Here is a 22,456-nt window from a genome sequence, read left to right as displayed (position 1 = left end):
AGTGAAGGAACCCGATCGTTCGCCGCGCCCTCTGACTGGGTGACCACCAGAGGACGCGACGAATCGGGGAACCATGCGGACCTTCACCCGAAGGGGAATACTCGGCGTCGGCGCGGGCGCCGCGGCCGGACTGGGCCTCGCCGGCTGCGGGACCACACACACATCGTCGGACGGCACGACCCACGCCGGCGGTTCCAGCGGGACTCCCTCCGGAAAGCCCAAGCCCAAGCCCACCGCGCGCCCCCTCGGCGACGGCTCCACCTCGAACAGCGGCAAGCAGCCCCACCAGCCCGGCGCCCCCGAGCCGCTGGAGCCCGGCCAGACCCCGCCGCAGTTCGTGATCTTCTCCTGGGACGGCGCCGGCGAGGTCGGCAACGGCCTCTTCCCGCGCTTCCTGGACCTGGCCAGGGAACACGGCGCGTCGATGACGTTCTTCCTCTCGGGTCTCTATCTCCTCCCCGAGTCGAAGAAGCGGCTGTACAACCCGCCGAACAACCCCCGTGGCGCCTCCGACATCGGCTACCTCACCGACGAGCACATCAAGGCGACGCTCACCAACGTCCGCCGCGCCTGGCTCGAAGGGCACGAGATAGGCACCCACTTCAACGGTCACTTCTGCGGCGGCTACGGCACGGTCGGCAACTGGACGCCCAAGCAGTGGCGCAGCGAGATAGACCAGGCCAAGGCGTTCGTGAAGGAGTGGCGGACCAACAGCGGCTGGACCGACCTGCCGTCCCTGCCCTTCGACTACGACAAGGAACTGGTCGGCGGCCGCACCCCCTGCCTCCTCGGCCAGAACAACCTGCTGCCCACCGCCCGCGACCTCGGCTGGCGCTACGACGCCTCCTCGCCCGGCGGCCGCCAGGTCTGGCCGGAGAAGAAGCTGGGCATCTGGGACCTGCCCCTCCAGCAGATACCGTTCCCCGGTCACTCCTTCGAGGTCCTGTCCATGGACTACAACATGCTCGCCAACCAGTCGGTCAACTCGACGAAGGCCCCCGCCTACAACTACCCGGCCTGGCGGCGCCAGTCGGCAGGGTCGTACATAGCGGGATTCGAGCGGGCGTACACGACGAACCGGGCGCCGTTCTTCATAGGCAACCACTTCGAGCAGTGGAACGGCGGCATCTACATGGACTCCGTCGAGGAGGCCTTCAAGCACATCGCCCGTGAGAAGGAGAAGGGCGCCGACGTCCGCCTGGTCTCCTTCCGCCAGTTCGTGGACTGGATGGACGTGCAGAAGCCGGATGTCCTGGCGAAGCTCCGCACGCTGGACGTGGGGCAGCAGCCGAAGAGCGGCTGGAAGACCTTCCTCAAGCAGGGGGCCGCGGCCTGAAAGGGACGTTTCCCGGACCAAGGGGGGTGCGCAAGATCCCCAGAACGGGCATGCGAAACTTTTCACATGAGTACCCGTAGCCGCGCCCTCCTGCTCGGCGCCATGGCCGCCACGGCGGCCCTGACCCTGTCCGCGTGCGGCAACGGCGGCACCTCCGGCGGAGGCGGCGACACCAACTTCGTCGCCGGCAAGGACGGCGTCGACACGGTCGCGAAGGGCCACCGCGCGGCGGCCCCCGACCTGTCCGGCAAGACCATCGACGGCAGCACGCTGGACGTCGCGGACTACAAGGGCAAGGTCGTCGTCATCAACGTGTGGGGCTCCTGGTGCAGCCCGTGCCGCGCCGAGGCGCCCTACTTCGCCTCCGTCTCCAAGGAGTACGCGAGCAAGGGCGTCCAGTTCGTCGGCATCAACACCCGCGACACCAGCACCGGTTCCGCGGTCGCCTTCGAGAAGCAGAACGGCATCGGCTACCCGAGCCTGTACGACCCGACGGGCAAGCTGATGCTCCGCTTCAAGAAGGGCACGCTCAACCCGCAGGCCATCCCCTCCACCCTGGTCCTCGACCGGCAGGGCAACGTCGCGGCGCGCTCGCTGGCGGCACTCAGTGAGGAGAACCTGCTGAAGATGATCAAGCCGGTTCTCGCGGAGAAGTGACGTGAGTGCCCTCCTGACGTTCGCGGCGGCGACCGACGGACCGAACACGACCGTCATGAACGGCGCGCTGCTGCTCGCCCTGCCGATCGCCCTGCTCGGCGGACTCGTCTCCTTCTTCTCCCCGTGCGTGCTGCCGCTCGTGCCCGGATACCTCTCCTATGTCACGGGGGTCGCCGGCACCGACCTGGCCGAGGCCCGGCGCGGCCGGATGGCCACCGGCGCCGCTCTCTTCGTGCTCGGCTTCACCGCCGTGTTCGTGTCGAGCGGAGCCCTGTTCGGCTACTTCGGCCAGGACCTTCAGGAGGAGTCCGGCACCCTCGGCAAGGTGCTCGGGGTCCTGATGATCGCCATGGGTGTGTTCTTCATGGGCCTGATGCCCTGGTTCACCCAGCGCGAGTTCCGCTTCCACCGGCGGCCGGTGGCCGGTCTGGTCGGCGCACCCCTGCTGGGCGCGCTGTTCGGGATCGGCTGGACGCCGTGCATCGGCCCGACGCTCGCCGCCGTGCTGAGCCTCTCCGCCCAGCAGGGCAGCGCGGGCCGCGGCGCCATACTGACGGTCGCGTACTGCCTCGGCCTCGGCGTGCCCTTCGTGCTCGCCGCGGTCGCCTTCCGCAAGGCGCTCGGCGCCTTCGGCTGGGTCAAGCGCCACTATGTCTGGGTGATGCGCATCGGCGGCACGATGATGATCGTGACCGGTGTGCTGCTGCTGACCGGGGCCTGGGACAGTCTCGTGCAGGAGATGCAGGGCTGGTCCGACGGCTTCACTGTAGGGATCTGATCGATGAGTACGACTTCCAGGAACGCCTCCGACGATCAGGAACTGGGCGCGGCCGGCTCGCAGCTGTCCACCGCGCCCTCCCAGGACGAGCCGCCGATCGTCCCCGGCATCGGTGTCATCGGCTGGGCCCGCTGGTTCTGGCGGCAGCTCACCTCCATGCGGGTCGCGCTGCTGCTGCTCCTGCTGCTGTCGCTGGGCGCGATCCCCGGCTCGCTGATCCCGCAGTCCGGCGCCGACATCAACAAGGTCGCCGACTTCCGCAAGGCCCACAAGACGCTGTCGCCGGTCTACGACCAGCTCGGCCTGTTCCACGTCTACAGCTCGGTGTGGTTCTCGGCGATCTACATCCTGCTGTTCGTCTCGCTCGTCGGCTGCATCATCCCGCGCGCCTGGCAGTTCGTGGGCCAGCTGCGCGGCCGTCCGCCGGGCGCGCCGAAGCGGCTGAACCGCCTCCCGGCGTACACCACCTGGCGGACCACGGCGGAGCCCGAGGAGGTCCGCGCGGCGGCGCTGAAGCTGCTGAAGAAGCGGCGCTTCCGCGCCCACCTGGCCGGGGACGCGGTCGCCGCCGAGAAGGGCTATGTCCGGGAGTTCGGCAACCTCGCCTTCCACATCGCGCTGATCGTGCTGCTGATCGCGTTCGCCTCCGGCCAGATGTACAAGTCGGACGGCACCAAGCTGGTCGTCGAGGGCGACGGGTTCGCCAACTCGATCCTCCAGTACGACGACTTCAAGTCCGGCTCCCTGTTCAGCACCGACGACCTGGTGCCGTTCAGCTTCGACCTGAAGAACTTCCACGCCAGCTACCAGACCAGCGGCCCCAGCAAGGGCACGCCGGTCACTTTCAGCGCGGACATCGCCTACAGCGAGGGCGCCTACGGCAAGTCGAAGCGGACCACCATCAAGGTGAACGAGCCGCTGCACATCGACGACGCCAAGGTCTACCTCGTCAGCCACGGCTACGCGCCGGTCATCACGGTCCGTGACGGCAAGGGCAACGTCGTCTACCACGACGCCGTGCCGCTGCTCCCGCTCGACGCCAACGTCACCTCCCAGGGCGTGGTCAAGGTGATGGACGGCTACAAGGACGCCCAGGGCGTCGGCGAGCAGCTCGGCATCTCGGCGTTCTTCCTGCCGACCTACGGCGGCGGCTCCTCGGTCCTGTCCACCTTCCCGGCGCTGCGGAACCCGGTGCTGAACCTGACGCCGTACCACGGCGACCTCGGCGTCAACTCGGGCATCCCGCAGAGCGTGTACCAGCTCGACAAGACCCACATGAAGGAGTTCAAGGACTCCAAGGGAGCGCAGCTGCGGGACAACCTCAAGCCCGGGCAGACCATGCAGCTGCCGAACGGCGCCGGTTCCGTGACGTTCGAGAAGGACGTCAAGGAATGGGCCGGCTTCGAGATCGTCCAGGAGCCCGGCAGCGGCTGGGCGCTGGGCGGTGCCCTCACCGCGATCTTCGGCCTTGCCGCCTCGCTGTTCATCCAGCGCCGCCGCGTCTGGGTGCGGGCCGTGCCGGGCCCCGACGGCGTCACCGTCGTCGAGATGGCCGGCCTCGGCCGCAGCGAGTCGGCGAAGGTGCCCGAGGAGCTGGGCGACCTCGCGGGCATCCTCTACGACCAGGCTTCGGGGGCTCCCGACCCCGACGAAGACGACCGTTCCGCAGAATCCCCCGTACCTGCCGAAGGGGCTGAGAAGCGATGACTTCCGCCGCCGCAACCACGCTCGCCGCGACCAACGAGCATCTCGCGAGCATGAGCAACACGCTCATCTACTCCTCGATGGCCGTCTACACGCTGGCCTTCTTCGCCTACATCTTCGAGTGGCTGCTGGGCAGCCGCAGCCGGGTCGCCCGTACCGCCAACGCGCTCACCACCGAGGGCACGGCGAAGACGGCGCCGGCGGTCACGGTCAAGAAGGCCGGCGGCACCGCCGTACTCGAACGCCCGCAGATCGTGGTCCGCTCCGCGGCGGGCTCGCGTGACGTGCCGGACGGTCCCGGCGCCCACGGCGGCGACGAGCAGGGCGACCTCTACGGCCGGATCGCGATCTCCCTCACGGTCCTCGCCTTCCTCGTGGAGCTGGCCGGCGTGATCACCCGGGCGGCCTCCGTGCAGCGGGCGCCGTGGGGCAACATGTACGAGTTCAACATCACGTTCTCCACGGTCGCCGTCGCCATCTACCTCGGGCTGCTGGCCCTGAAGAAGAACGTCCGCTGGATGGGACTCTTCCTCATCACCACGGTCCTGCTGGACCTCGGTCTCGCGGTCACCGTCCTCTACACGGCGAGCGAGCCGCTGGTCCCGGCCCTGCACTCGTACTGGCTGTACATCCACGTCTCCACCGCGATCTTCTGCGGCGCGGTCTTCTACGTGGGCGCGGTCGCCACGATCCTCTACCTCTTCAAGGACTCCTACGAGAACAAGCTGGAGACCGGCGGCACCCCCGGCCGCTTCGCCGCCTCGGTCCTGGAGCGTCTCCCGGCCTCGGCCTCGCTGGACAAGTTCGCGTACCGGGTGAACGCGGCGGTCTTCCCCCTGTGGACCTTCACGATCATCGCGGGCGCGATCTGGGCGGGCAGCGCCTGGGGCCGCTACTGGAACTGGGACCCGAAGGAGACCTGGTCCTTCATCACCTGGGTCGCCTACGCCTGCTACCTGCACGCCCGCGCGACCGCGGGATGGAAGGGCCGCAAGGCCGCCTACCTGGCGATGCTCGCCTTCGGCTGCTGGCTGTTCAACTACTACGGCGTCAACATCTTCGTCACCGGCAAGCACTCCTACGCGGGCGTGTAGACCCGTTGCCGGCGAAGGCCGGTTCCCGTGACCCAGGTCACGGGAACCGGCCTTCGCCGTACGGACAGCTGGGAGGACGTGGACACACATCTCTGGGGGAGCGGGTGTACGACCTGCACGGGACATCGCTGGGCGGCACGGCGATCATGGCGCGGGCCGTGGTCGACAAGGCGGGGGAGCGACCCTAGGGGTGCGGATCCCGGGAGCCGGGGTCAGGCTGGTGTCATGACCGGTTCCGTCGAACAGGCCACCAGTCAGACCCACGGGAGAACGCACATCCTCCACTTCCTGGTGCGGCTTCCGAGGTCACCGCACCAGGTCTGGCCCAGCCTGACGACCCCAGACGGCCTGGCCGCCTGGTTCACCACCGCCGACGTCCTGCAACCCCGCCTGGGAGGCACGGTCGCCCTGCGTGACCTGGGCACGGGCCGGGTCACGGCGTGGGACGTGGACCGGGTCGCCGAGTACACGGTGGAGAACGGCGGCCGGATCCGCTTCCACCTGGAGCGCGACGGGGAGGCGGGCAGCGCCCTGCGCTTCACCCACGAGTTCAAGGGCGAGGTGGACACGGAACAGCGCTGGCGGACCAGATTCGAACGCTTGATTGATATCGGTGTTCCGTAGGGGACGCCTCCCGAAGACGAGCCAGGGCCGGGCGGTCTCCAGCGGGCAGGGCACTTCGGCATGGAGCGCCGGCGCCTGCTCGAAGCAGTCTTCCGCCCCCTTTCCGGCGACCAGGCCGCGACGGCATCCGCACCACGCGCCGCGGCGGCACCCGGCCGCCGCGGCGCAGAGGTGTCCGGACGGCACGGTCAGCGGCGGGTCGTGGCTAGGACGGCGGCAGGCATTCCTTGCCGGGCGGCTTTCCCTCCGGCCAGGCGGTGGTCACGAACCGCGACCCGCCCTCCGGCCGCAGCTCCACGACCGGCACCGCCTTGTCGTACGGGTTCCCGTGCACGTCGAGGCAGATCCACCCGCTCGCCCCGTCCACCCGCAACGACCCCTTCACCTGAGGCCACTGCAACCCCACGTCGGCCAGCGTCGGCACCGACCTCCCCGCCGGCACCGCCTCGCGGATGCCGTGCACCGCGAGCCGCATCGCGTCGTACGCGATGATCAGCTGGCCGTCCTCCAGCGCCACCGGCCCGATCGGCCCCACCGGCGACTTCTGCGCACTCTTCAGCAGCCGCGTCAGCGTCTCCGCCGCCACGGCCGAACCCCCGGTCTTCGGGCTGCCCTTCAGCCACGCGTCCGGATGGGCGAGGGCGGTGTACCGGACCGACAGGTTGTGCCGGAGGGCGGCCCGGTCCAGGTGCTTCTCGCCGGTGAGGTACGACCCCTCGTCACCCGTCAGCACCGTGAACTTCCGGTCCTGGCAGCCCCGTCCGCCCAGCGCGTTGATGAACTGCCGCAGCTGCGTGTGCCGGCCGGCGAACAGGATCGTGTCGGTCGACCGCGAGGTGTCGCAGATCAGGTTGGTGATCTGCCGGAACGTGTTCGCGGTCGTCCCCTCCCTGCTGCGGTCGGCCGGCGGCGTGAACGGCTGGGGCTCGTACGGCGAGCCCTTGATCAGCGCGGCGAACGACGTCTGGAGCGTCCGCGTGTACGGGTCGCCCGGCCTGTCGTACACCAGCAGCGCCCGGCCCGCGCCGACCTTGGCGAAGGAGGCGAGCGCCCGGGCCTCGTCGGTGTTGGTCGGGGACACCCGCGCCAGACCCGGGTAGGGGTCCTTGCCGCCCTGCCCGTTGGCGAGGTCGTCGGCGGTGATCGACGAGCCCACCACCGGGATCCCGAGCCGGGTCAGCTCCCTGACGGCCTTCTTGTTGTTGTCGGTGCTCTGCCCGACCCCGGCCACCGCCCGCAGCCGGTCCGGGGACCCGGTCATCCGCGCCAGCCGCGCGACCATCTGCTGCCAGTACTGGCTGGTCGCACCGGGGTTGGCCAGCACCAGCCGGATTGCCGGGGACTCCCCGTTGGAGTCGTGGTTGGCCTGGTACTGGGCCAGGTAGGCGCCCTGGAGCTCGTGCTGGATGTCGGCGAGGTTCGCCGCCGCCGTCGCGGTGTACGGCAGCATCACCGCCACGGTCACGTAACGCCCGGCCTTGAGGCGGGCGTTCTCGCGGGCGATCGCCCGGACCGTGTCCCGCAGCTGCGGGTGCCCGAAGTCGAACGCCGTCGTCGCCACGCCCACGCACTCGTCGCTGTCCTCGGGCCGGGCCACCCCCGGTGCGCAGGACCGGTCGTCGTGGAGGGCCGCCCGCACCCCGATCACCAGGCCGGCGATCAGCCCCGCCGTGACCAGCAGGGCGAGATAACGGCGCAGTGGGATCGACCAGACGCCTTCGCGCAACCATGTGCCCACACCCCGCCGCGCCATCACGCCACCCCGCTCCGCTCGTCGTCGCTCTCGTCGTCCTCCGGGTCGGCGGGCGGGCGGCCCGCCAGGGCAGCCGCGGGCCAGACCCGGGAGGCCTGCCACAGCAGGGCGTTGTCGGCCGGACGCAGGTTGGACAACTGCTCCAGCTCGAAGCGCAGCCGGTCACCGACTTTCGGGTCGGGCACCACCAGCGGGTCGGTGAGGTACCACAGCGCGTGCAGCAACCGCCGTACGCGCAGGTGCAGTACGGGGTCCACGTCCTCCGGAACCCGGTGGCTCGCGTCCGTCCGGCCCAGCGCCACCGCCGCCCGCCGGTCGCCGTGCCCGGCGAAGTCGCGGCCCTCGGCGTCATGGGCGTGGAAGTAGGGCGCCGAGGCGAGGAAACGCAGGGTGCGCAGCCAGACGGGGGTCTCCACGGTCAGGAAGGTGTCGCGGAGGTGGGCGACGGCCTGCTCGGTCTCCCCGAGCGCCATCTGCAGGTGCATCCGGAAGCTGGCCGGCCAGTCCCCCGCGTAGAAGGCGATCAGGGTCTCGTGGACCGTGCGCCAGTCGCTGTGGTCGGCGCCCCGCAGATGCAGCCGGAGCAGCAGCAGGGTGCGGACGAAGCGGTCGCCGACGAACTGCCCGTACCTGACCGGCATTCCCTCCTGGGCCAGCCGGTCCTGCAACGCCCGTACGCCCGACGGTCCGAAGTCGTCCGGGAGCAGCGACTCGGCCAGGGCGCACGCCGAACCGTAGTCGTGGGCGGCGGCCAGTACGGTCAGTTCGTCCAGGCGGTCCTCCGGGACCAGCCGGTCCAGGAGCTGGGCGTACACGGGGGCTGCCGGGCCGTCCTCGGTCAGCCGTACCTCGGCCGTCAGCAACTCGCTCAGCGCGCCGGCCCGGTCCGGGTGCTGGGCCGCGGCCTCCGCGAGCACGGCGATGCCCAGCGGGTTCCCGCCGGTCAACCGGTGCACGGCGTGCGGGAACTGGGGTGCGGCCGGGGTGGCGACGAGGTGCAGGGTGTCGTCGGGGGAGAGCGGCGGCAACGCCACCAGCAGCGCCCGCGAGGACGGTGCGGCCGCGTCCGGTGCCCACTCGGTGCGCCGGGCGACCTCGGCCAGCTCCCGTCGTACGCCGTTGCGCAGCAGCTCCCGGCCGTCGCCGCGCAGCCCGGCGACGAACGCCACCTGGTCGGCGACGCCGTCGGCGCGGTCGCGCAGCACGGCGTCCAGCAGGCCGGGACCCGGCCCGGTCCCCGCGTTGTCGACCAGCACCAGCGGGCGGCCGAGCCGCTGCATCCGCGGCAGCACGCCCGCGTACGCCTCCGTCAGGTCGGCGAGCAGGCCCCGTACGAGATACCGCTCGGCGTGCTCCCGGGAGGTGCCGCCGGCCCGGAAGTGCCCGGACAGCAGGATCAGCCCGCGCTGTGCGTGGCCGCCCGCGTTCGGGTACGTGCGGTACCAGACCGACGCCTTCTGGTGCCGGCGGCTGGCGAAGCCCTCGGCGATCGACTCCAGGGTGGCCTCGATGGCGCCGGAGACCAGCGGCCCGGTGCCGGTGGCGGCGGCGACCACCTTCGCGGCCACCTTCCCGGCCCACCGCCCCGCGAACCCGCTGACCCAGGAGCCGCTCTCGTTCAGCAGCAGGATCCGCTCCACCTCGCGCCGGATCCGCTCCGAGTCGGCGTCGCCCCAGCCCCCGGCGGCGACCGCGACCAGGCCGGACATGAGACGCGGGAAGGTGATCCGCCCGGCACCCGTCACCGGTTCCGCCAGCTGCTCGGCGACGACCAGCAGGGCCTGCGCGACCGGCGACCAGGACTCGGCGGGACGCTCCGCGGGCGCCGCCGTGAACTGTGCGTCCGCACAGTCGACGAGCGCGACCGGAGTGTGCCCCTTGTAGGCGTCCCGCAACTCCCCGAGCACCGCGCTCTTGCCGAGCCCCCGCGCCCCGGTCAGCACCACCAACGGCAGCTCGCCGGGGTGTTCGAGGGGATGGGCCCGGTGCTGGTACGGCCGTAACCCGACGAACCTCGGTATGAGCCCCGCCGGCTCCACGTCGAACAGCGCCCCGCGCCCGTGCAACCGTCTGTGCAAGGCAGTCCCCCCTCAACGCAAGTGTAAGAAGGGGGAGTTGCTTCGGGCCAGACCGAGTGATGTCCGTATGGTTACGAAACCGGCACCGGGAGTGACAGGGCCGGCCGTGTCGGTGGGCAGTCGGCCGTGACGGTCGTCAGCCGACCGTGATGGAGTCCAGCTTCCCCCTCAGGTAGACGTGCGAGTCGACCGGCGGGTACGCCACGCGGCCGACCGGTGCCGGGACGGACTCGACGACCGTGCCCGGGGTGCACTCGCCGAAGTAGACCAGGGACATCAGCTCCTCGTTCGGCGCGTCCGTGGGCGGCGGCAGCACCCGGTGCCGCCCGGACCGCCACCGGTCGCCGGTCCAACGGGCCATCAGGTCACCGATGTTGATGGTGAAGGCGGCCGGGTCGAACGGCGCGTCCTCCCACCCGCCGTCGTCGGTGTACACCTGGAGCCCGCCCCGGCCCGCCTGCCGGTCCAGGACGGTCACCGTCCCGAAGTCGGTGTGCGGCCCGATCCGGAACTGCCCCGGCTCCGGCTCGCCGACGACCTCGGTCCCCGGATACCAGTTGATGTTGAAGCCGTACGTCGGATGGTCCATGTGCCGGGAGAAGAAGTCCCCTTCGAGCCCGAGCGCGTACCCCAGCAGCTCCAGCAGTGTCTTCTCCAGCTCGCCCATCCTGTCCAGGTACTCCTCGCAGACCGCCCGCAGCTCCGGCACCTCGGCCGGCCACACGTTGGGCGCGTACCACTCCGCGTTGGTCACCGGGTCCTCGAAGGGCTCGTGGGTCGCGAAGGTCAGCGACTCCTTGAGGTCGGGCGGGGTCTCGGTGCCCTCCGAGTAGCCGTTGGCCTCCGCGCCGGGCCCGAGCCAGCCGCGCCCGCCGACCTTCGCCGCGTAGACCGCCTTCACCTCCGCGGGCAGCGCGAAGAAGGCCCGCGCGGCCTCCCGCACCCCGTTGCGCAACCGGTCCTCGACCCCGTGCCCGGTCACGAGCAGGAAGCCGGCGGTCTGCAGGGCCGCGTCGACGGTCCGGGCGATCTCCCGCCGGGCGTCCTCGTCGCCGCCGAGCCAGGGCCGCAGATCGACGGTGGGGATACGGGGGCCGCTGGTCGTGTCATTCACCGATGTCCTCGTTCCACAGAGCCGGGTTGTCGTTGATGAAGTCGCGCATCAGGGCGGTGCACTCCGGGTCGTCCAGCAGGACGATCTCCACGCCGTGCTCGGCCAGCCAGTCGTGGCCGCCGTGGAAGGTGGTCGCCTCGCCGATCACGACCCGGGAGATCCCGAACTGGCGTACCAGACCCGAGCAGTACCAGCACGGCGACAGGGTCGTCACCATGGTGGTGCCCCGGTACGACCGCTGCCGTCCCGCCGCGCGGAAGGCGGCGGTCTCGGCGTGCAGGGACGGGTCGCCGTCCTGCACCCGCCGGTTGTGGCCGCGGCCGAGCAGTGCGCCGTCGGCGCCGTAGAGCGCGGCGCCGATAGGGATGCCCTTCTCGGCGAGCCCGGCGCGGGCCTCGGCGACGGCGGTGGCGAGCCAGGTCCGTGCTTGCAGCTGATCCATGTCTTCACTCTCCTGTGGCCGAAACACGAGGGCAACGTGCGGAAAGTACCCTCCGGGCAACCCGTGGCCGGACGAAATGTCAGCGCCCGTCCCGTCCCCTGGAGGTCCCCGTGCCCGCACTCACCCTCCGTGAGGTCCTGGCCCTCGACCTGGTGCGGGCGGCCGGCCCCGAGCTGCTCGCCGGCGCGGACGCCCTGGACCGGCCGGTCCGCTGGGTGCACTCCAGTGAGGTCTACGAGGGCGCCAACTTCCTCGACGGCGGCGAGCTGCTGCTCACCAACGGCTTCGGGCTGACCGACGTCGGCGACGAGGTCCGCCGCCGTTACGTCCGTGAGCTGGCCGCGCGCGGTGCGGCCGGGCTCGCGGTGGAGGTCGGCCGGTCGCTGCCGAGCATGCCGCCCGAGGTGACCGACGAGGCCCGCGCCCGCGGCCTGCCCCTGCTGGCCCTGCACCGGGTGGTGCCCTTCGTGCGGATCACGGAGGCCGCCAACCGTGCGATCGTCGCGCGCGGACTGTCCGGGCGGGCGGTGGTACGGCCCTGGGGCGACGACCACACGGCCGCCCTGCTCGCCGACCTGGCCGACGGGGCCGCGCTGAACCAGCCGGAGGTGGAGGCCCGCTCGGCGCTCGCCGGGTTCCAACCTGGGCCGGGGGCACGGCTGATCGGGGTGTCGGTGCACGGGACACGGGAGACCGGGGCCGTGGACCGGGCGGTACGGCTGCTGGGCGGGGCGGGGGCGATGCGGGCGGCGTTCCCCGGTGACGTGCTCGCACTGCTCGCCCTACCGGGCACCGCCACCCGTACGGGCGCCGGGCGAGGCGGCGCGGGCGCGGGTCGGGGTGGTGCGGGCGCGGGCCGGGGTGGCATGGGCGCCGGCCGAGGCGGCGCGGGCCACGGCGGCGCGGATGTCGGTGTGGGGCTTGGGTCTCGCGACCCCGTGCGCGCGGTCCAGGAGGCCTTTCGCTCGGTCGCCGGTGCCGGGCTCACCGTCGCCGTCGGGCATGCCGTCGACGCGGGCGGCGGCTGGCTGCACTGGAGCGAGACGCTGCGCGCGGCCCGCACCACCCTCGAACTCGCGCTGACCGTGCCGCCCGCGGAACCGGCCCCGGCGCAGGGCCCGTCGGTGACCTCCGCCCGCGCCCTCGCCCTGGAGCGGGAGCTGACCCGGGGCGGGATCGCCGCCAACCGCGAACGCCTCACCGCGCTCGTCCGGCACACCCTCGGCCCGCTGCTGGCCTGGGAGGCCGCCCACGCCAGCGACCTGGTCCGCACCCTGGAGGTCCACCTCCGCCACGGCTGCTCCCCGACCCGCACGGCAGCCCTCCTGCACATCGGCCGTCAGTCCCTCTACCAGCGCCTGGAACGCATCGAGTCCCTCCTGGGCCTGGAGATCGACGACCCGGACCTGCTCGGCGAACTCCTGACGGCGGCCTGCGCGCACCGGGTGGTGCGGGGGACGGCGGTCGCGGTGGGCGGGCTGCGCACGGTGGCGTGAGCGGAGCGCGATCGGCCCCTGCGACCTGGACGGAAACTCCGTACAGCGGTCGGCCGATCGCGTACCGTGAGGGGGCGCAAGCGCGTGCTGACGGCCGTCATGGGGAGGCGGTTATGGGGGGTGTGGGGGGTATGGGGCGCGCTGTTCGTCGGTCGTCCCGGACCGGGACGACCGGACTCGCCTCCGCCCTGGTCTCCCGGCCGCCGACGGTCCACCGGTTCTCCAGAGCGGGCCTGTCCCCGAGGCGCGCCGCCGTCGCCCTCGCCGTGGCCGGTACGGCGTTCGGTGGCTACGTCCTGGTCGTCACCGCACCCGACCGGTACTCCGACTCGACCTCGACGCTGTTCTCGGGCACGGTCGGCGGCCTGTACCTCGGCGCGGGGCTGCTGGCCCGGCTGCGGCGGCCCGGCAACGTGGTCGGGCTGCTGATGCTGCTCGTGGGGATCGGCTGGTTCGCGGAGGATCTGCAGATCTCCACCCACCCGGTGGTGCACACCGTCGGCCTGTTCCTGCGCTCGGCGTCCACCGGATTCCTGATCCCGTTGCTGCTGGTGTTCCCCTACGGCCGCCTGCGCTCGCGCGAGGACGACGGCGCGGTCGCGGCCGTCGCCGACCGGGTGCTGCTGGCCGTCGGCTGCGTGGTGGCCTTCGTCCTCCAGCCGATCGACGTGTTCTTCTTCGCATCGACGACCGAGAACCTGGTCCTCGCGCACGACGTGCACTGGCTCCGGCCACTGACGGACATCGTGCAACTCGGGTGCAGCGCGGCCGTGATCACGGTCCTGCTCTGGCGCTGGACGCGAGCCTCACGGCCGTACCGCCGCGAACTCGCCCCGCTGCTCGCCGTCGGCCTGGCGGGCGGCCTTGCCTCCGGGCTCGACGCGGCGCTCGGCGCCGGCCGGCAGTGGTCGCACACCCCGCTGATCGCGGCCGCGCACCTGTCGACCCTGTGTCTGCCGCTCGCCTTCCTCGCGGGCGTGTGGCGGATCCGGCTGGGCCGGACCGCGGTGGCCGAACTGCTGCGCAGACTGCCGCTCGCCTCCCGCGGCGAACTGCGCCACGAACTCGCCAGGACCCTCGACGACGAGTCCCTCGAACTGGGCTTCCCCGCACCCGACGGGGACGGTTACGTCGGCACCGACGGCAGACGGCTGGCCCCCGGGCCCGGACAGTGGACCAGCGCCCTGGAGCGCGGCGGGCGGCGGGTCGGCGTTCTCGTGCACGACCCGGCACTGCGCGAGGACCGGTACGTCCTGGAGGCGGTCGTCTCCGCCGCCGCGCTGGAGCTCGACAACCAGGCCCTGATCGCCGAACTCCGTGCCTCCCGCCGCCGGGTCGTCGAGGCCGGCGACGAGCAGCGGCGCGAGGTGGAGCGGGCCCTGCACGACGGAGCCCAGCAGAAGTTCATCAACCTCGGCCTGCAACTGCGTATCGCCCGCCGCCGGCTGGACCGCGAGGCGAGCGTCCCGGAACTCGCGGCGCTCCTCGACGGCGCGCTCGCCACCCTGGAGAAGGGCCACGCCGAACTGCGGATGGCGGCGCGCGGCATCCACCCGGTGGTGCTGAGCGAGGCCGGGCTGGTGACCGCGCTGCGCTCGCTGACCGCCGACCTGCCGCTGCCCGTCGACCTCCGCACCGACGGACTGCCCCCGCTGCCCGAGCCGGTCGAACTCACCGCGTACTACGTCGTCAAGGAGGCGATCAGCAACGTGCTCAAGCACGCCGACGCCCACGGCATCCGCGTCGACCTGCACCACGCCGACGCGACGCTGAACCTGAGCGTCACCGACGACGGGATCGGAGGCGCGCACCCCGACGGCGGCACCGGTCTGCTCGGACTGCGCCACCGGGTCTCCGCGTACGACGGCACGCTGACCGTCCGCAGCCGTCCCGGCGAGGGCACGGCCGTGATGGTGACACTGCCCACCGGGACCAGGAGCGAGAAGGGCGAACCGACATGAGCGCGGGCCTCGGTCCCCGGGCGGCCCGGCGGCGGGCTCTGCGCATCGTCCTCGCCGACGACGATCCGGTCTACCTGCGGGGGCTCGCGACCATCCTGGAGGACGAGGGCCACGAGATCACGGCGCGGGCGGGGGAGGCGCACGGGTTACGGACCGCGGTCGCCGACACCGCGCCCGACCTGGCCGTCATCGACATCAGGATGCCTCCCACGCACACGCTGGAAGGACTGCGGGCGGCGGTGGACATCCGCCGGGCCCATCCCGCGGTGAGCATCCTGTTGCTGTCCAAGGACATGGAGCTGACCCATCTGCGCGGCCTGCTGGAGGCCGGGCCCGCGGCCGCCGCCGGAGGCCTCGGCTACCAGCTCAAGTCACGGGTGACCGGGGCGGACTTCGTCACCGAGGTCGTGGACGAGGTCGGGGCCGGCAGATACGCCATCGACGGCGACATCCAGCGCGCCCTGTACCGTACCCCGCGTCGCCGCGACCACCTGGCCGACCTCACCGGCCAGCAGCTGAAGGTGCTCGAACTCATGGCACGCGGCCTGTCCAACTCGGCCCTCGCGGCGAGACTGTCCATCAGCAAGAGGACGGTCGAGGACCACGTCAACACCGTCTTCGACAAGCTCGGCCTGCGGCCCGAGGCGAAGGAGATGTACGACCGCCGGGTGCGGGCGGTGCTCATGTATCTCGCCTCCGACGACTGACCCGCCCGCTCATCGTCCCCTCGAGGCGATCAGCCGCGTCAGCGCCGCCGCCGACACCCGCTCCTTCGCGAGGAACCCCACCGCCGGGGACCGGGCGATCCGCTCCCCGTACAACTCGGCCTCCCGCGCCGAACACAGCACCACCGCCGTCGCCGGGGCCACCCTGTGCAGCGCCCGGCACACGGCGAAGCCGTCCCCGAAGCCGTCCCTGCCGGACAGCCCGATGTCCAGCAGCACGGCATCGGGCCGCAGCCTCACCACGGCGGCGACCGCCCCGGCCCCCGAACCCGTCTCCGCCACCGCGTAGTCGCCGTCCGCTGTCAGCAACGCCCGTACCACGGCTCTGAATCCGGGGTCGTCGTCGACGATCAGCACGGTGCGCGACATGCGTCCATCGTCACCGCCGGCGACCGCCGCGTCATCCGTGCGGGCACGGACATCGGCGGCCGGTGAACCCGTGGGCGCCCCGATGCGACCGCCCCCGCCGGACGCCCACACTGGCGGGACCGTTCGCTGACCGCGACCCGGAAGGAGCCAGGGGGAAGATCATGAAACGCATTCGGGGGAGTGGGCGCGTCACCATCGCGCTCGCGGCTGTCCTGGTGGTGCTCGGTCTGCTGACGACGGGATGCGCGGCCGTCGCCGGCGAGGGCGCCGAGGCGGTCGGGGTACAGGCCGTCGCACGTGGCGTGCCGACCTTGGCGCCCTTCTTCAGAAAGCTCGGCACCGACATCGCCATCGGGGAGGCGATCAACCTCATCGCCGGGGAGATCGGGGGCGACGACCCGGGTCTGTACGGGGGGACCCGGGACGCCGGCCATTGTGACAAGGGCAGGCTCGTCGATTTCCTGGAGAAGCCGGAGAACCGGGACAAGGCCGAGGAGTGGGCCAGGGCCGAGGGGCTGAAGAACGTCGGCGAGATCGGCGGCTTCGTGGCGAAGCTGACGCCCGTCCTGCTGCGCACCGACACGCTGGTCAAGGACCACGACTTCAAGAAGGGCAGGGCACAGGCCTTCGATGCGCTGCTGGAAGCGGGCATCGCCGTTCTGGTCGACCGGTTGGGACAGCCGGTGGTGCAGTGCAGTTGCGGCAACCCGCTGGCCTCGTTCAAGCACGACGTCGAAAAGGCCGACGTGAAGTTCGACGCCCGCAACCGGAAGTGGCCGAAGTACGACCCGAAGAAGGTGGCCAAGGTCAAGCCCGCCGCCGAGGACAAGCCGGTCGAGGTGTACCAGCTCGTCGATGTCGAGCACCCGGACGCCGGACTGGCCCGCGAGGCCGGCTCCGACGGCACCGACGACGAGGTTCTGCCGGGCGGGACGGGCTCGGACGACACGTCCGGCGCGCCGTCCGACTCGGCGACGGCCGAGACGGTCACGGTCCCGGACGTACAGGGCCAGCCCCTCGCCGACGCGCAGGCGGCCCTGGCAGCCCAGGGGTTCCAGGTCTCCACGACCGACGAGGTGACCGACACGGCCACCCCGGGCACGGTCATCGGGCAGAACCCGGAGGCGGGGACCGGGGTTCCGGGCGGCTCCCTGGTGACACTGACCGTGGCTGGTGACGGCACCGGGACCGGGGAACCCACCACCACCGGGCCCACGGGGGACGACGGGGGCGGCGACAGCAGCGGAGCCGACGGCGGTGCCGCCGTGGACGGGGGACCCGGCGAGGGCGGTACCGACGCCGGTGCCTCCGTTTCGGGTGGGCTCTTCGGCGGTGTGGCTGAGGGGGCCTTCCGCGGCTGAAGCGGGAGCGGGGCGCCGGCGCCGGGGGGCGTCGGCGCCCCGGTTCTGCGACTTCGGCTCCGGGACCGTGGCGCGGCCGGGTTCGGCGATCCCCGGCCGTGCCGGGCCCTCACTCGTCCGGGGCCGTACCGCACGGCACATGCGCGTTTCCGAGTGCGCCGACCGTGGACCGCACGCACGCTGGGACCCGTGGGCGAAGGGATCAGCGGTGAGGTGATGATCGTGACGAGGGTGACGGCCCCGGACGGGGGCACGGCGCGTATCTCCGTGCCGGAGGCCCGTCGGCGGCTCGCCGGGGACCCGTTCCTGATCCTCGGGGTCCAGCTGCCGCAGGAGCCGGGCCCGGCGGAGGAGCCGGTGGAGGAGTCGGTGGCCCGGCGGCTCGGGCTGGACGACGAGGACCTGGACTGGTTCGGTGTGCCGGACGAGTCGCCGCGGGCCGAGTTCCTGGGGGACATCGCCGGTTTCGTCGTACCCGTGGTCGTGGACGACCGGGTCACCCACGTGCACGCCCTGGCCGGCGAGCGCTTCCTGGTGGCCGCCCACTGGGGCCCGGCCGTCCTGGCGCCGGGCCTGCTGGCGCAGCTGCGGCGGGAGCGGCCCCATGACGCCGTGGCCACGCTGTTCCTGCTGCTCCAGGAGGCGCTGGCGACGTTCCGCCGGGCCACGGTGGACGCGCTGCTCCAGGTGGAGGAGCTGGAGGACGCCATGTTCGAGGACCGGCACCCCGAGCAGATCTACCTGCTGTCCCAGCTGCGCCGCCGCTCCGCCCTCCTGCACCACTCGCTGCTGCCCTACCTCCAGGCGGTCGACGAGGTGGTCACCCGCAGGATGATGAGCAGCGACTTCCCGGCCGAACGGCAGCGCCTCGCGCAGGAGTTCGCGCGCGCGGCCCGCCTGGTCCGCACGGACATCGAGTCCCTCCAGGACGCCGCGCGCCGCGCCCTGGCCAGCTACTCGTCCCTGGTCGCGGGCGAACAGAACGGTGTGATCAACCGGCTGGCCATCGTGTCGGTGATCTTCCTGCCGCTGTCGTTCCTGACCGGGTTCTTCGGCATGAACTTCACCTTCCTGACGGACCGGCTGGAGACCCGGGACGAGTTCTGGCTGCTCGCCGTGGGCCTCCAGCTGGTCACCCTGGCCGTCGCCGTCTACGTGCTGCACCGCACCCGCATCTGGCGGCGACTGCGGGACGACGGCTAGAGCCGCCTCTCCCTAGCACACGCGAGTGTGAGCTGGTTGTGTGAGAGATCCGCTTTCCCTTAAATCTCCGGGAAGATTTCTACAACCATCCGCCTTAGGTGTCCGTCTGGTTAACACAAGGGTGTGTAGGGGTTGATGTAGAGGAGCTCAGAACGTGACCGTGCGTTCCTTTGCCCGGCGGGTGCGACCGCGAGTCGAGCGGAAGGCCGCCGAGAAGGTGTGGCAGCTGCGTACCCTGCGGCGGCGCCGCAGGGCAGCGGTCACGGACCCGGTGCTCCGCCCGGTGGCGGTGCGCGGCCAGCAGCTCTACGGACGGGTCGTGACCCGGTTCACCGCCGCCGAGGCGGCCGCCGCCAACCTCGGCCTGGTCCTCGCCGCGCTGGAGCAGGAAGGCATCCCCTACTTCCTGGTGCCGGCCTCGCGCACCCGCCACACCATCGGCGTGAACGCCCTCGACCGGGAGCGCTTCCTCGCCGCCCTGGAGGCGCGGAACGCGGGGAAGGCGGTGTTCATCGGCAGGCCGCTGCCCGGCGGAAAGCTCAAGCACCCCGCCCTGTTCATGGACGGTGTCCTGCCGGCCCCGCTGCGTACGGCCCCGGTCCTGCGCGTCGGGGAGAACCTCCTGGGCCCCGCGGGCCAGCTGCTCGCCGGCCCGGAGCTCGCCTGCGACGTCGAGTTCTGGGAGGACGGGGCAGAACTCCTCGCCTCCGACAAGGGCCCCCGCCGCCTGGCCGCGGTCCAGCCGCAGGCGTCCGAGGACATCTTCGCGGAGTCCCTCGTCGCACCGCGGAACAACGGCATCACGGACGTACTGCCGGCGTCCGAGCAGAAGCCGGCCATGGTGCGGATCGGCGACCGGGAACTGCCGAGCTTCGTCGCGCTCACCCAGCCGACCGTGAACGACGTGACCTTCCCCGTCGACGTCGTATACACCTGGGTGGACGGCGAGGAGCCGGAGATGCGCGCCAAGCGCGCCCGGTACCAGGAGCGCGGCACCGCCGAGATCCTGGACAAGGAGACCAACGCCTCCCGCTACACCAGCCACGACGAGCTGAAGTACTCACTGCGCTCGCTCGCCATGTACGCCGACTTCGTCCGCCACATCTACATCGTGACCGACGGCCAGAAGCCGCACTGGCTCGACGACACCGCCCCGGGCATCACGGTCGTCGACCACCGCGACATCTTCCCGGCGGACGTCCTGCCGGTGTTCAACTCGCACGCGATCGAGACCCGGCTGCACCACATCCCCGGCCTGTCGGAGCACTACCTCTACTTCAACGACGACGTGTTCGTCGGCCGCCGGGTCACCGCGGAGCACTTCTTCCACGGCAGCGGTCTGATGAAGATCCCGGTGTCCCCGCTCAAGATCGGCGTCGGCAAGCCGCACGCCGAGGAGACGGCGACCAACTCCGCGAGCAAGAACGTCCGCCAACTGCTGCTGGAGAAGTTCGGGCGGATGACCACGAACAACTTCATGCACACCCCGCTGCCGCAGCAGCGGGAGACACTGCGGGCCCTGGAGGAGCTCTTCCCGGAGGACATCCGCCGCACCACGGCGTCCCGCTTCCGTTCGCCGCAGGACATCGCCCTGACGGCCCCGCTGCTCTACCAGTACGCGCTGATGACCGGCCACGGCGTGCCGGGCCGGTTCGGCTTCCGGTACGTCAACATCAGCCGCCCGGACGCGGAGGCCCGCCTGGCCGAGCTGCGCCGCAACCGCCGCTTCGACTTCTTCTGCCTCAACGACGTCGACGTGCCGCCCGAGGAGCGGGAGCGGGTCGGCCTCCGGATGAACGAGTTCCTGGAGGACTACTTCCCCTTCGCGAGCCCCTTCGAGAAGCAGGACTGACGGGGGCCGGGGGGCATGGACATCCGTCACCGCTTCACGGCACCCGCGGGCCTGCGCGCCGCCGGGAGCCTGCTGGCGCGCCTGTGGACCTGGGTGTCGGGCGGGCTCTGGGCGCTGCGCGCGACCCGGGCCCGACGACGCCTGCGGGCCGCCGTCCCCGGAACGCGGGGGATCGCCCTCGGACCGGCGCGGCTGTGCGGCCGTACGGTCGCCGCGTACACCGCCTCGGACGCCGTCGAAGCCGATCTCGAACGGGTCTGCACCCTTCTGGAAGGGCTGCAGGTCCCGTACTTCCTGGTGCCCTCCGACCACGGGCACGGCGCGCCGCGGCAGGCCGTGGGCGTCGAGGAGTCGTACCGGGGCGCGGTCCTCGCCCGGGCCGCCCGGCGCTTCGCGGGCACCGCCGGGTACGTCGGCGCCGTCGGACCGGACGGTGCCGTGACGACCGCGGTGCTGTGGGCCGACGGCAGGCTGCCGCGGGCCCTGCGGCGCGCCGCGGTGCTCCGCACCGGTGTGGTGCGGCTCGGCCCGGCAGGGCAGGTGCTCAGCGGCCTCGAAACGGGGTGCGACATCGAGTTCTGGCGGCACGGCCGGGACTTCGGCGCCGTCCCGGACCCGGCCGCGGGCAGCGCCCCGGGTACGGCCGCGGGCACCGATCCCGCCTGGCTCACCGTGCCCGGCAGCCGGCTGCCGGACGTCTTCGGTCCGGCGCTCGTCGCCCCGCGCCGCAACCCCGTGGCGGAGGTGCTGCCGGTGGCCGCGCGGCAACCGGCGGCGGGTCGCCACCGCGCCGTCCCGACGTTCGCCCCGTTCGCCGAGCCCGGCATCGACGAGGTGCTGTTCCCCGTCGACGCCGTGTACACCTGGGTCGACGGGGACGACCCGGCGATGGCCGCGAAGCGCCGCGCCCATCAGGAACGCTCCGACAACGGCATCGCTCCGCGCGAGACCGGCGCCTCCCGTTACACCAGCCATGACGAACTGAAGTACGCACTGCGCTCACTGGAGATGTACGCCGGGTTCGTCCGGCGCGTGTATCTCGTGACCGACTCCCAGATCCCCGCCTGGCTGGACGCGGAGGCGGAGGGCCTGACGGTGATCGACCACCGGGACATCCTCCCGGCCGACGCGCTCCCCGTCTTCAACTCCCACGCCATAGAAAGCGGCCTGCACCACATCCCCGGCCTGTCGGAGCACTACCTCTACTTCAACGACGACGTCTTCATCAACCGTCCGGTAGGGCCCGAGCACTTCTTCCACGGCAACGGCATCGCCCGTATCCCGCTGTCCCCCCTGAAGCTCGGGGTCGGCGCCCCGCACCCGCTCGAACCGGCCCCGAACTCCGCGGGCAAGAACGCCCGCGAGGTGATCAGGCGCTTCCACGGCAGACACATCACGCACAAGTCGCTGCACACCCCGCATCCCCAACTGCTCTCGGTCATGCGGGAGATGGAGAGCCTCGGCATCGAGGAACTCGAACGGACCGCCTACTCGCGCTTCCGTTCCACCTCCGACGTGCCCCCCGCGTCCACGCTCCACCACCACTGGGCGCTGGCGACCGGCCGGGCCGTCCCCGCCGACTACCGCTTCCGCTACGTCCAGCTGGGCACACCGGACATGCGCCGCCGCCTGGCCCGCCTCACGGCCGGCGAGGACATCGACTTCTTCTGCCTCAACGACGTGGACACGCCGCCGGAGACCAGACCGGCCGCCCAGGCCGCGATCCACACCTTCCTGGAGCGGAAGTACCCGTTTCCGAGCCGCTTCGAAGGAGCACCCCGCAGCGCCGCCCGCCCTGCCGAACCGGTCACGACGAGAGTCCCCTCCCAGCCGACGCGGGAGGAAGCACAGCGCCGCGACTGAACGGGCCCGCAACCGGGCCCGCCAGGCCGGCCACCGGCCGGGCGGA

Annotated in this window: 18 protein-coding genes; 13 read left to right on the top strand and 5 right to left on the bottom strand. The window is 71.8% G+C overall.

The features are described from left to right. Positions 1–73 precede the first annotated feature (73 nt). From ACZ5K7_RS37665 to ACZ5K7_RS37640, 6 genes are all read left to right on the top strand, one after another. Positions 74–1,336, top strand: coding sequence for a polysaccharide deacetylase family protein (locus ACZ5K7_RS37665; RefSeq protein WP_468921046.1), 1,263 nt, complete (start codon positions 74–76; stop codon positions 1,334–1,336). 66 nt (positions 1,337–1,402) lie between these two features. Beyond that, positions 1,403–1,993: a TlpA family protein disulfide reductase gene (locus tag ACZ5K7_RS37660; protein WP_351694297.1), complete on the top strand. Its 591-nt coding sequence runs from the start codon at positions 1,403–1,405 to the stop codon at positions 1,991–1,993. 1 nt (position 1,994) lies between these two features. Next, on the top strand, positions 1,995–2,771 hold the full coding sequence (locus ACZ5K7_RS37655; RefSeq protein WP_351694294.1) for a cytochrome c biogenesis CcdA family protein: 777 nt from the start codon (positions 1,995–1,997) through the stop codon (positions 2,769–2,771). Between the two features lie 3 nt (positions 2,772–2,774). Beyond that, positions 2,775–4,478, top strand: a complete 1,704-nt coding sequence (gene resB / locus ACZ5K7_RS37650; protein WP_468921042.1) for a cytochrome c biogenesis protein ResB — start codon at positions 2,775–2,777, stop codon at positions 4,476–4,478. Next, positions 4,475–5,569 carry a c-type cytochrome biogenesis protein CcsB gene (gene ccsB / locus ACZ5K7_RS37645; RefSeq protein ID WP_351694288.1) on the top strand — a complete coding sequence of 365 codons (1,095 nt, stop codon included), beginning with the start codon at positions 4,475–4,477 and terminating at the stop codon, positions 5,567–5,569. The genes resB and ccsB overlap by 4 nt, the downstream gene beginning before the upstream one ends. 225 nt (positions 5,570–5,794) lie before the next feature. Next, positions 5,795–6,193: an SRPBCC domain-containing protein gene (locus tag ACZ5K7_RS37640; protein ID WP_468921039.1), complete on the top strand. Its 399-nt coding sequence runs from the start codon at positions 5,795–5,797 to the stop codon at positions 6,191–6,193. Between the two features lie 205 nt (positions 6,194–6,398). Here the strand turns inward: ACZ5K7_RS37640 and ACZ5K7_RS37635 are convergent, their stop codons facing one another. From ACZ5K7_RS37635 to ACZ5K7_RS37620, 4 genes are all read right to left on the bottom strand, one after another. Continuing rightward, positions 6,399–7,946, bottom strand: a complete 1,548-nt coding sequence (locus tag ACZ5K7_RS37635) for a type 1 periplasmic-binding domain-containing protein (protein ID WP_468921037.1) — start codon at positions 7,944–7,946, stop codon at positions 6,399–6,401. Then, positions 7,946–10,024, bottom strand: coding sequence for a hypothetical protein (locus ACZ5K7_RS37630; RefSeq protein ID WP_468921034.1), 2,079 nt, complete (start codon positions 10,022–10,024; stop codon positions 7,946–7,948). The genes ACZ5K7_RS37635 and ACZ5K7_RS37630 overlap by 1 nt, the downstream gene beginning before the upstream one ends. Before the next feature lie 136 nt (positions 10,025–10,160). Next, positions 10,161–11,138: an isopenicillin N synthase family dioxygenase gene (locus ACZ5K7_RS37625; RefSeq protein ID WP_351694277.1), complete on the bottom strand. Its 978-nt coding sequence runs from the start codon at positions 11,136–11,138 to the stop codon at positions 10,161–10,163. After that, positions 11,131–11,580, bottom strand: coding sequence for a nucleoside deaminase (locus ACZ5K7_RS37620; RefSeq protein ID WP_351694274.1), 450 nt, complete (start codon positions 11,578–11,580; stop codon positions 11,131–11,133). Before ACZ5K7_RS37620 ends, ACZ5K7_RS37625 begins: the two co-directional genes overlap by 8 nt. 110 nt (positions 11,581–11,690) lie before the next feature. On the opposite strand from ACZ5K7_RS37620, the gene ACZ5K7_RS37615 reads away from it, so the two are divergent. The 3 genes from ACZ5K7_RS37615 (at position 11,691) to ACZ5K7_RS37605 (ending at position 15,744) form a co-directional block, all read left to right on the top strand. Next, positions 11,691–13,076 (top strand): PucR family transcriptional regulator, encoded by a 1,386-nt coding sequence (locus tag ACZ5K7_RS37615; RefSeq protein ID WP_468921031.1) that lies wholly within the window; start codon positions 11,691–11,693, stop codon positions 13,074–13,076. Positions 13,077–13,207: 131 nt separating this feature from the next. Then, on the top strand, positions 13,208–15,037 hold the full coding sequence (locus ACZ5K7_RS37610; protein ID WP_468921028.1) for a sensor histidine kinase: 1,830 nt from the start codon (positions 13,208–13,210) through the stop codon (positions 15,035–15,037). After that, on the top strand, positions 15,034–15,744 hold the full coding sequence (locus ACZ5K7_RS37605; RefSeq protein WP_468921025.1) for a response regulator transcription factor: 711 nt from the start codon (positions 15,034–15,036) through the stop codon (positions 15,742–15,744). The genes ACZ5K7_RS37610 and ACZ5K7_RS37605 overlap by 4 nt, the downstream gene beginning before the upstream one ends. A gap of 9 nt (positions 15,745–15,753) precedes the next feature. Here the strand turns inward: ACZ5K7_RS37605 and ACZ5K7_RS37600 are convergent, their stop codons facing one another. Continuing rightward, on the bottom strand, positions 15,754–16,131 hold the full coding sequence (locus ACZ5K7_RS37600; RefSeq protein WP_351694262.1) for a response regulator: 378 nt from the start codon (positions 16,129–16,131) through the stop codon (positions 15,754–15,756). Positions 16,132–16,292: 161 nt separating this feature from the next. Between ACZ5K7_RS37600 and ACZ5K7_RS37595 the strand changes: the two genes are divergently transcribed. From ACZ5K7_RS37595 to ACZ5K7_RS37580, 4 genes are all read left to right on the top strand, one after another. Next, positions 16,293–17,492 (top strand): DUF6777 domain-containing protein, encoded by a 1,200-nt coding sequence (locus tag ACZ5K7_RS37595; RefSeq protein ID WP_468921021.1) that lies wholly within the window; start codon positions 16,293–16,295, stop codon positions 17,490–17,492. Between the two features lie 189 nt (positions 17,493–17,681). Further along, complete coding sequence (locus ACZ5K7_RS37590; RefSeq protein WP_468921019.1) at positions 17,682–18,695, top strand: CorA family divalent cation transporter; 1,014 nt, start codon at positions 17,682–17,684, stop codon at positions 18,693–18,695. Positions 18,696–18,849: 154 nt separating this feature from the next. After that, positions 18,850–20,547, top strand: a complete 1,698-nt coding sequence (locus ACZ5K7_RS37585; RefSeq protein WP_468921016.1) for a stealth family protein — start codon at positions 18,850–18,852, stop codon at positions 20,545–20,547. A 15-nt stretch (positions 20,548–20,562) separates the two neighbouring features. After that, the gene (locus tag ACZ5K7_RS37580; protein ID WP_468921014.1) at positions 20,563–22,410 is read left to right on the top strand and encodes a stealth family protein; all 1,848 of its coding nucleotides are present in this window, start codon (positions 20,563–20,565) and stop codon (positions 22,408–22,410) included. Positions 22,411–22,456: the final 46 nt, after the last annotated feature.

The organism is Streptomyces sp. NPDC031497 (assembly GCF_055580905.1).
The sequence above is the reverse complement of the archived record's forward strand: the minus strand, read 5'-3'. Positions and strand labels throughout refer to the sequence as shown.